This window comes from Jatrophihabitans sp. (assembly GCF_046262535.1).
Classification (GTDB): Bacteria; Actinomycetota; Actinomycetes; order Mycobacteriales; family Jatrophihabitantaceae; genus Jatrophihabitans.
In genome coordinates, this window is the sequence record NZ_JBHEMO010000119.1 from 1 (window position 1) to 8,993 (window position 8,993).

The 8,993-nt window shown below is 72.1% G+C and carries 7 protein-coding genes; 5 read left to right on the forward strand and 2 right to left on the reverse strand.

The features are described from left to right. On the reverse strand, positions 1-946 hold a 946-nt coding region (locus ABR571_RS16225), incomplete at its 3' end, for an NAD(P)/FAD-dependent oxidoreductase (RefSeq protein WP_409454248.1). After that, positions 943-3,009, reverse strand: coding sequence for a molybdopterin oxidoreductase family protein (locus tag ABR571_RS16230; RefSeq protein ID WP_409454249.1), 2,067 nt, complete (start codon positions 3,007-3,009; stop codon positions 943-945). The genes ABR571_RS16225 and ABR571_RS16230, both read right to left, overlap by 4 nt. 249 nt (positions 3,010-3,258) lie before the next feature. Between ABR571_RS16230 and ABR571_RS16235 the strand changes: the two genes are divergently transcribed. From ABR571_RS16235 to ABR571_RS16255, 5 genes are all read left to right on the forward strand, one after another. Further along, the gene (locus tag ABR571_RS16235; protein ID WP_409454250.1) at positions 3,259-4,110 is read left to right on the forward strand and encodes a formate/nitrite transporter family protein; all 852 of its coding nucleotides are present in this window, start codon (positions 3,259-3,261) and stop codon (positions 4,108-4,110) included. Further along, positions 4,107-6,608, forward strand: a complete 2,502-nt coding sequence (nirB, locus tag ABR571_RS16240; protein ID WP_409454251.1) for a nitrite reductase large subunit NirB — start codon at positions 4,107-4,109, stop codon at positions 6,606-6,608. Before ABR571_RS16235 ends, nirB begins: the two co-directional genes overlap by 4 nt. Next, positions 6,605-6,961: a nitrite reductase small subunit NirD gene (nirD, locus tag ABR571_RS16245; protein WP_409454252.1), complete on the forward strand. Its 357-nt coding sequence runs from the start codon at positions 6,605-6,607 to the stop codon at positions 6,959-6,961. The genes nirB and nirD overlap by 4 nt, the downstream gene beginning before the upstream one ends. Next, positions 6,958-8,070, forward strand: a complete 1,113-nt coding sequence (locus ABR571_RS16250; protein ID WP_409454253.1) for a uroporphyrinogen-III synthase — start codon at positions 6,958-6,960, stop codon at positions 8,068-8,070. The genes nirD and ABR571_RS16250 overlap by 4 nt, the downstream gene beginning before the upstream one ends. A 49-nt stretch (positions 8,071-8,119) precedes the next feature. Continuing rightward, a partial coding sequence (locus ABR571_RS16255; RefSeq protein ID WP_409454254.1) for an aminotransferase class III-fold pyridoxal phosphate-dependent enzyme occupies positions 8,120-8,993 on the forward strand: 874 nt, incomplete at its 3' end.

An 8,993-nucleotide genomic window follows, 5' to 3' on the forward strand; every position in this document is an offset into this window, starting at 1 on the left:
CTGCGGACGACTCCTCGGCCAGCACCGCCGCGGCGACGCGAGCCTGCTCCCACACCGGAGCGACCAGCCCGTAGAGCCGGCCGCGGTGCTCGGCGCACTCGCCGATGGCGAAGATCCGTTCGTCGCTCACGGTCCGCAGCCGGTCGTCGACGACGACCCCGGACCGCACCTCCAGTGCGGCGGCGCGCGCGAGGTCGACGCGAGGGCGGACGCCGCAGCACAGCACGAGCAGCTCGGCGTCGATGTGCGAGCCGTCGCTGAGCGTGACCCCGGTGACGTGGTCCGACCCGTGCACCTCGGCGGCCGTCACACCGGCAACGATGTCGACGCCGAGCCCGCGAAGCGTGCGGCGCAGCACTCGGCCGGCGACGGCGTCGAGCTGGCGTTCCATAAGCCGGTCCTCGCGCTGCACCACCGTGACGGCGAGCCCGCGACCGGCCAGGGCGCGCGCTGCCTCGAGGCCCAGCACGCCGGCGCCGAGCACCACGGCCCGGGTTGCGTTCGTCGCCCAGCCGTCGATGGCCACGCAGTCGTCGCGGGTGCGGAACAGCGCCGCGCCGGGCCGCAGTGAGCCGTCCGGGCGGCGCAGCCCGGGTACCGGCGGCAGCAGCGGTGCCGAGCCGGTGGCGAGGACGAGGACGTCGTAGGGCAGCGCGCCGCCGCCGGCGAGGTGCACGGTCTGCGTTGCCCGATCGATCTCGATGACGGGTGTCCCGGCGCGCAACGTGACGCCGTGGGCCGCGTACCAGTCGGGGCCGGCGGTCGTGATGCGGTCGGCCCGGGTGATGCCGGCGAGGACGTTGGACAGCAGGACGCGGTTGTAGGCGCCGCCGGGCTCGTCGCCGACCACCGTGATCGTGAAGCGACGCCCGGGGTCGCGATCGAGCAGCTCATGGGCGAAGCGGGCGCCGGCCATGCCGTTGCCGACGACGACGACGCGCGTCATCCGATCCGCTCCAGGCGCACCGCGCACACCTTGAACTCCGGCATTCGCGAGATCGGATCGAGGGCGGCGTTCGTCACCAGGTTGACCGATCCCCGGCCGCCCCAGTGGAACGGCATGAAGATCGTGTCGGCCCGGATCATCTCAGTGATCCGGACGAGGCCCTCCGCCGTCCCGCGCCGGCTGATGACGCGCACCCGGTCGCCCTCGTCCACCGCGCAGAGCTCGGCGAGGTCCGGGTGCAGCTCGACGAGCGGCTCGGGCGCCGCCTCGGCGAGCGGCGCGATGCGCCGGGTCTGGGCACCGCTCTGGTAGTGCTGCAGCACCCGCCCCGTCGTCAGATAGATCGGGTACTCGGCGTCGATGTCCTCGGCGACCGGCCGGTGCTCGACCGGGACGAACCGGGCCCGGCCGTCGGGCGTGGCGAAGCGGTCCAGGAACATCCGCGGCGTACCCGGGTGCGTCTCGGCCGGGCACGGCCAGAAGACACCGTCCTCGGCGGCGATGCGCTCGTAGGTGATGCCGGCGTAGTCGGCCGGGCCGCCCGCGCTCGCCCGGCGGAGCTCGTCGAAGACCACGACCGGCTCCGTCGGCCAACTGCCGGGCGCGTCCAGTCTCTTGGCCAGCCCGGCGAGTACGTCGAGATCGGTGCGCACGCCCTGGGGCGGGGCGAGGGCCTGCTGACGCAGCAGCACCCGCCCCTCGAGGTTGGTCATGGTCCCGGACTCCTCGGCCCACTGCGCGACCGGCAGCACGACGTCTGCCCCGGCCGCGGTCTCGGACAGGACGAGATCGGTGACGGCCAGGAAGTCGAGGCGCGACAGCCCATCGTGCACGCGGCGACTGGACGGGACGGACACCGACACGTTGCTGCCCATGACGAGCAGCGCGCGCACTCCGTCCGGCTCGCCGAGCGTGGAAAGCATCTCGTAGGCCGAGCGGCCCGGGCCGGGGAGCGACGCCGGGTCGACGCCCCAGATCCGGGCCACGTGCCGGCGCGCGGCCGGATCGTCCAGCCGCCGGTACCCGGGGAGCTGATCGGCCTTCTGCCCGTGCTCGCGGCCGCCCTGACCGTTCCCCTGGCCCGTGAGGCAGCCGTAGCCGCTGCCACGGCGGCCCGGCAGCCCGAGCGCGAGGGCGAGGTTGATCAGGGCGCTCACCGTGTCGACGCCCTTGCTGTGCTGTTCGGCGCCACGGGCGGTCAGCACCATCGCCCGGCGGGCCCGCACGAGCAGCTCGACGGCGGCCCGCTGGTCGGCGACCGGCACGCCGGTGATCCGCTCGACGCGCTCCGGCCAGTAGGCGGCCGAGACCTCCGCCGCCGCGGCGAAGCCCGTCGTGCGCTCGCGGACGTATTCCTCGTCGATGTGTCCGCCGGCGATCACGAGATGCAGCAATCCGTTGGCCAGCGCGAGATCGGTGCCCGGCGTGACCTGCAGGTGGAGCGCCGCACGTCGCGCCGTGGGGGTGTGGCGCGGGTCGACGACGATGAGCGAACCGCCGGCCGCGTGCTGGTCGCCGATCCAGCGCGTGAACGGCGGCATCGTCTCGGCCGGGTTGCTGCCGACGAGCAGGATCGTGTCGGCTTGCGCCAGATCGGGTAGCGGGAAGGGCAGTCCCCGGTCGACACCGAACGCCCGGGTGCCGGCCGCGGCCGCGGAGGACATGCAGAACCGGCCGTTGTAGTCGATGGCCGACGTCCGCAGCGCAACCCGCGCGAACTTGCCGAGCGTGTACGCCTTCTCGTTGGTGAGCCCGCCGCCGCCGAACACCCCGACCGCGTCCAGGCCGTGCGCCGACTGCGTCGCCCGGATCGCTTCCGCGACGCGGTCGAGCGCGTCGTCCCAGGTCACCGGCCGCAACGGCTGATCCCGGCGATCGCGGGCCAGGGGTGTGGTCAGCCGGGCGCCCGAGGTCAGCAGGTCGGCCGACGTCCAACCCTTCTGGCACAGGCCGCCGCGGTTGGTGGGGAAGTCACGCGCGCCGATCTCGAGGCCGACCGGCGTGGGCGTGACGGTCATGCCGCACTGCAGAGCGCAGTAAGGGCAGTGCGTCGCGGTGGGCACGACACGAGCCTCACCCGGGCACGTGTTGCGCCGGGGTCGGTCCTGTTACGGGACGACTACGCGCACCTCTCATCCGGCCGGCGTCCCCGGAGAGGCGCGGTGAGCTGTTTCACGCGCGTTTCAAGATGCGCACAGGACGCTCGGCGGCGCCGACGGGACTCGTTGACCTGGAGGTCATCAGCGCGTGACCACTGACGAAACGCATGGTTCATAACTTCGGGACGTCCGTTACGACCCCGGAGGACCCAGATGCCGATTCCCTGTTCCGACGCCATCGACGATGTCTGCGCCCAGGCCGTCGACAAGGCCGAGACCGTCCGCTCGCCGCTGCGCTACAGCGCGCTCGCCGCGCTGGCCGGCGCCTACGTCGGCATCGCGGTCGTGCTGCTTGCCAGCGTCGCCGGCCCGCTCGCCGCGGCCACCTCGCCGGCAACCAAGCTCGTCCAGGGCGCAGTGTTCGGCATCGCGCTGACGCTGGTCGTCTTCGCCGGCGCGGAGCTCTTCACCGGCAATAACATGGTGATGTTGATCGGCTGGTTGCGTGGTGGCGTCAGCGCTGGGGCCGCCTTGATGGTCAACCTCGCGTCGCTGGTGGGCAACTTCGTCGGCTCGGTGGCCCTTGCCGCGGTCGTGCATTCGAGCGGCGTCCTCGACACCGCGCCACCCGGCGAGAAGCCCGCCGGCGAAGGCATGATCACGACGCTCGTCACCAACAAGATGCACGCCACCGACGGTCAGCTGTTCTGGCGCGCGCTGCTCTGCAACGCACTCGTCTGCCTCGGTCTGTGGATGGCGATCCGCACCCGCAGCGACGGAGCCAAGTTGGCGGTGCTCTTCTGGGCGCTGCTCGCCTTCATCGCCAGCGGCTTCGAACACTCGGTCGCCAACATGACGATCTTCTCGCTGGCGATCTTCAACAACGCCGCGAACTGGAGCGATCTGGCGCACAACCTGCTGCTGACCGTGCCCGGCAACGTCGTCGGTGGCGCTCTGGTCGTGGGCCTGCCCTATGCCTTCTCCGCGCGGCCCAAGCGGCCGGTTCCGGCTGCGGTCAAGCCGAGTCCGGCCGGCGTGCGCGAGCCTGCCTCCGCGCTGGCATGACCCGGGTCGTCGTCGCCGGCAACGGCCTAGTCGGACAGCGCTTCGTCGAAGCGCTACACGAGCGCGACAAGAACGCCGAGTGGCAGGTCACCGTGCTGGGCGAGGAAACCCGCCGTGCGTACGACCGGGTCGCGCTGTCGTCCTATTTCGACGGGGTGAGCGCCGAGGAGCTCGACGTCGTGGCCGACGGTTGTTACGACGACGCAGCGCGGACGCTGCACCTCGGCGAGACGGTCACGGGCATCGACCGAGCGGCCTGCAGCGTCACGACGAGCCGCGGCCGCACGATCGGCTACGACGCCCTCGTGCTGGCCACCGGCTCCTACCCGTTCGTCCCGCCGGTGCCCGGACGCGACCTTCCGGGCTGCTTCGTCTACCGCACGCTCGACGACCTCGACGCCATCCGCGCCGCCGCCGACGCCGCCGCGCACCGGCGTGGCGCCCGGCCAGCCGCCATGGTGGTCGGCGGTGGCCTGCTCGGGCTCGAGGCCGCCCGGGCGCTGCGGGCGCTTGGGCTGTCGCCGCACGTCGTCGAACTGGCGCCGCGGCTGATGCCGCTGCAGGTGGACGAGGGCGGCGGCAGCCTGCTGCGGCAGATGATCGAAGCGCTCGACGTCACCGTTCACACCGCCACGTCGGTCGAGCGCATCGAGCCGGACCGCGGCCGGCTGCTCGCCGCCCTGACCAACGGCGTCGAGCTCGACCTCGACCTGGTCCTGTTCTCCGCCGGGGTCCGGCCCCGGGACGAGCTCGGCCGCGCCGCCGGTCTCGACATCGGGCCGCGCGGGGGCATCGGCGTCGATCTCGGTTGCCGAACGGCGGACGAACGGATCTTCGCGATCGGGGAGTGCGCCAGCATCGACGGCGTGGCCTACGGCCTGGTCGGCCCCGGCTTCGCGATGGCGGAGGTGGTGGCCGACCGGCTGCTCGGCGGCGACGCCGAATTCCCCGGCGCCGACACGTCCACCAAGCTGAAGCTGCTCGGCGTGGACGTGGCCAGCTTCGGCGATGCCCACGCCGCGACGCCGGGCGCGCTCGAGGTGACCGTCAACGATCCGGTGCAGCGCAGCTACGCCAAGCTGGTGGTGTCCGACGACGCGTCGACGCTGCTCGGCGGCATCCTCGTCGGCGACGCCTCGCGCTACTCGCTGCTGCGCCCGCTGGTGGGGGCGCCGTTGCCCGGTGACCCGCTGGCGCTCATCTCGCCGGAGGGCGGCGTCGCCATCGGGGCCGGCGCCATGCCGGACGGCGCCCAGGTCTGCTCGTGCCAGGCCGTCACCAAGGGCGCCATCTGTTCGGCGATCAAGGAGCACGGCCTCACCGATGTTCCCGCCGTGAAGGCCTGCACAAAGGCGGGCACGTCGTGCGGGTCGTGCGTCCCGCTGCTCAAGACGCTGCTCGCCGAGAGCGGGGTCGAGCTGAGCACCGCACTGTGCGAGCACTTCGCCTACTCGCGGGCCCAACTCTTCGACATCGTGCGCGTCACCGCGATCAACACCTTCACCGAGCTCGTCGACAAGCACGGCAACGGGCGCGGCTGCGACATCTGCAAGCCGACGGTGGCCTCCATCTTGGCGAGCCTGGGCGGCGGCCACGTCCTCGACGGCGAGCGGGCCGCACTGCAGGACACCAACGACCACTTCCTCGCCAACATGCAACGCAACGGGACGTACTCAGTCGTGCCGCGCATCGCTGGCGGCGAGATCACCCCGGACAAACTGATCGTCATCGGCGAGATCGCTCGCGACTTCGACCTTTACACCAAGATCACCGGCGGGCAGCGAATCGACCTGTTGGGCGCGCGGGTCGAGCAGCTGCCGCTGATCTGGCGCCGGCTCGTCGACGCCGGTTTCGAGTCCGGCCACGCCTACGGCAAGGCGCTGCGCACGGTGAAGTCATGCGTCGGCTCGACGTGGTGCCGCTTCGGGGTGCAGGACTCGGTGAGCCTGGCCATCGAGCTGGAGCTGCGCTACCGCGGCCTGCGCGCGCCGCACAAGATCAAGTCGGCGGTGTCCGGATGTGCCCGCGAGTGCGCCGAGGCGCAGAGCAAGGACTTCGGCGTCATCGCGACGGAGAACGGCTGGAACCTGTTCGTCGGTGGCAACGGCGGCTTCCGTCCCCGGCATGCCGACCTGCTGCTTCAGGACGTCGACACCGAAACCCTGCTGCGCACCATCGACCGGTTTTTGATGTTCTACATCCGCACAGCCGACCGCCTACAGCGCACGGCGCCGTGGATCGAGGCGATGGACGGCGGCCTGGACTACCTGCGCGCCGTGATCGTCGACGACTCACTGGGCATCTGCGCCGAGCTCGACGCGGCAATGGCGCGGCACGTCGAGAACTACTCCGACGAGTGGGCCGACGTGCTGGCCGACCCCGAGCGCTTGTCGCGGTTCGTGTCGTTCGTGAACGCGCCCGAGGCACCCGACCCGAGCATCCGGTTCCGGCCCGAGCGCGACCAGAAGCGCCCGGTGCTGGAGCTGACGCCGCGATGACGGCGCAACTCGTGCGGACGTGGGTCTGCGTCTGCTCGTATCAGGCACTTCTGCCCGAGCGGGGCGTCGCTGCTCTCGTAGAGGGCCAGCAGGTGGCGGTGTTCCGTACCTTTGACGGGATGCTGCACGCCCTCGGAAACCAGGACCCGTTCAGCGGGGCCTTCGTGCTGTCGCGGGGCATCGTCGGTTCCCGCGGCGACGCGCCGACCGTGGCCTCGCCGCTGTTCAAGCAGGCCTTCGATCTGCGGACGGGCCGCTGCCTCAGCGATCCGGACGTCGCGGTCCCGGTGCACGACGTGCGCTGCCGCGACGGCCTGGTCGAGGTGCGGTTGCGCGTCCCTGATTCGTCATGAGTGCGATCCCGGCCCTGGCCGGCTACACCGTCGGCATCACCGCGGCCCGGCGCCGCGAGGAACTCGGCGCCGCGCTCGAACGGCGCGGCGCCCGCGTCGTCTACGGTCCGGCGATCCGCATCGTGCCGCTCGCCGACGACTCCGAGCTGCTCGATGCGACGAAGCGGTGCCTGGACACTCCACTGGACTACGTCGTCGCCACGACCGGGATCGGCTTCCGCGGCTGGATCGACGCGGCCGAGACCTGGGGCCTGGCCGAACCGCTGATCGCGGCCCTCAGCCGGTCCGCGATCCTCGCGCGCGGCCCGAAGGTCCGCGGTGCGGTGCGGGTCACCGAACTGCGCGAGGCCTGGTCGCCCGAGTCCGAGTCGACCACCGAGGTGCTCGAGCACCTGCTCGCCAACTACGAGGTCGCCGGCCGTCGGGTGGCCGTCCAGCTGCACGGCGAACCGCTTCGCGACCTCGTCGATACCTTGCGGGCGGCCGGCGCCGAGGTGATCGAGGTGCCCGTGTACCGCTGGGTGCCGCCGGAGGACGAGCTGCCGCTGCGGCGCCTCATCGAGGCCACCGCCACCGCGACGCTCGACTGTGTCACGTTCACCAGCGCTCCGGCCGCGGTGAACTTCCTGCGCACGGCCGACGAGTTGGGCTGCGGCCCCGAGCTGCGCACCGCGATGAAAGGGCCGGTGCTGTGCGCGGCCGTCGGGTCGGTGACGGCCGCGCCATTGCTGCGGGCCGACATTCCGGTGGTGATGCCGGCCCGGTTCCGACTCGGCGCGCTGGTCAAGGAGGTCGTCGAGCAGCTGCCGGCCCGGGCCGAGGTGCTGGCTCCGGCCGGCCACCGCCTCGAGCTGCGGGGCTGCGCGGTCGTCCTCGACGACGAGCTGCTGCCCCTGCACGGTGCGGGAATGACACTGCTGCGCGAATTGGCCGGGCGCCCGGGCCAGGTCTTCTCCCGCGAGGCACTGGGCCGGCTGCTGCCCGGGGAGTCGAGCGAGGGCCACGCGGTGGAGGTCGCGATCGGTCGGCTGCGCACCGCTCTCGGCGACCCGGCGATCATCCAGACCGTGGTCAAGCGCGGCTACCGGCTGGGCGTCGACCTGACCTGACCCGGACGTCGAAGACGGTCGCTCGCCGGCCGTCTGAGATTCTGTGCGGGTGGAGCCGGCCGCTGACCTCGTCGCCCGTGACCTTGCCGCCGTCTGGCATCCGTTCACCCAGCACGCCCTCTGGCCCGCAGACGACCCGCTCGTCATCGACCGGGCGGCCGGGCGGTACCTGTACGACACCGACGGTCGCCGCTACCTCGACGGCGTCTCGTCGCTGTGGGTGACGGTGCACGGGCACGGCACGCCCGAGATCAACGACGCCATCACCGCTCAGCTTGCCCGCCTCGACCATTCGACGTTCCTCGGGCTCACGCACGAACCGGGAATCCGGGTGGCCGAGGAGTTGCTGCGGGTGGCCCCGGCCGGGTTGACCAAGGTCTTCTTCGCCGGCGACGGGTCGTCCGCCGCAGAGGCTGCGATCAAGATGGCCTACCAGGCGGCGGCCCAACGCGGTGAGGACCGTCCGCTCTACATCCACTGCGCCGAGGGCTACCACGGTGACACGCTGGGCGCGGTCTCGCTCGGCGGCGTCGAGCTGTTCCACGCCACCTACCGCCCGCTCCTCATCGAGACCCGCATGGTCGGGTCGCCGGGAGTGCTCAAGCCGGGCCAGACGCGAGCCGCCCGAGCGGACGAGGTGCTGGATGAGATGCGGGCGGTGCTGGCGCGTGAAGGGTCGCGCGTCTGCGCCATCGTCGTCGAGCCCTTGGTGCAGGCGGCGGGCGGCATGCTGACTCACGATCCGGCGTTCCTGCGCGGCGTGCGGGGACTGTGCGACTCGTCGGGCGCGGCCATGCTCATCGACGAGGTGGCCACCGGGATCGGCGCGACCGGGCGCTGGTTCGCCAGCGAGCACGCCGCGATCTCGCCCGACCTGTTGGTCGTGGGCAAGCGGGTGACCGGCGGCGTCCTGCCGCTGTCGG

Bases quoted from the DNA above. Each gene is read 5' to 3' on its own strand.
- ABR571_RS16235 (WP_409454250.1), top strand. From the start codon at position 3,259: ATGCCGATTCCCTGTTCCGACGCCATCGACGATGTCTGCGCCCAGGCC.
- nirB (WP_409454251.1), top strand. From the start codon at position 4,107: ATGACCCGGGTCGTCGTCGCCGGCAACGGCCTAGTCGGACAGCGCTTC.
- nirD (WP_409454252.1), top strand. From the start codon at position 6,605: ATGACGGCGCAACTCGTGCGGACGTGGGTCTGCGTCTGCTCGTATCAG.
- ABR571_RS16250 (WP_409454253.1), top strand. From the start codon at position 6,958: ATGAGTGCGATCCCGGCCCTGGCCGGCTACACCGTCGGCATCACCGCG.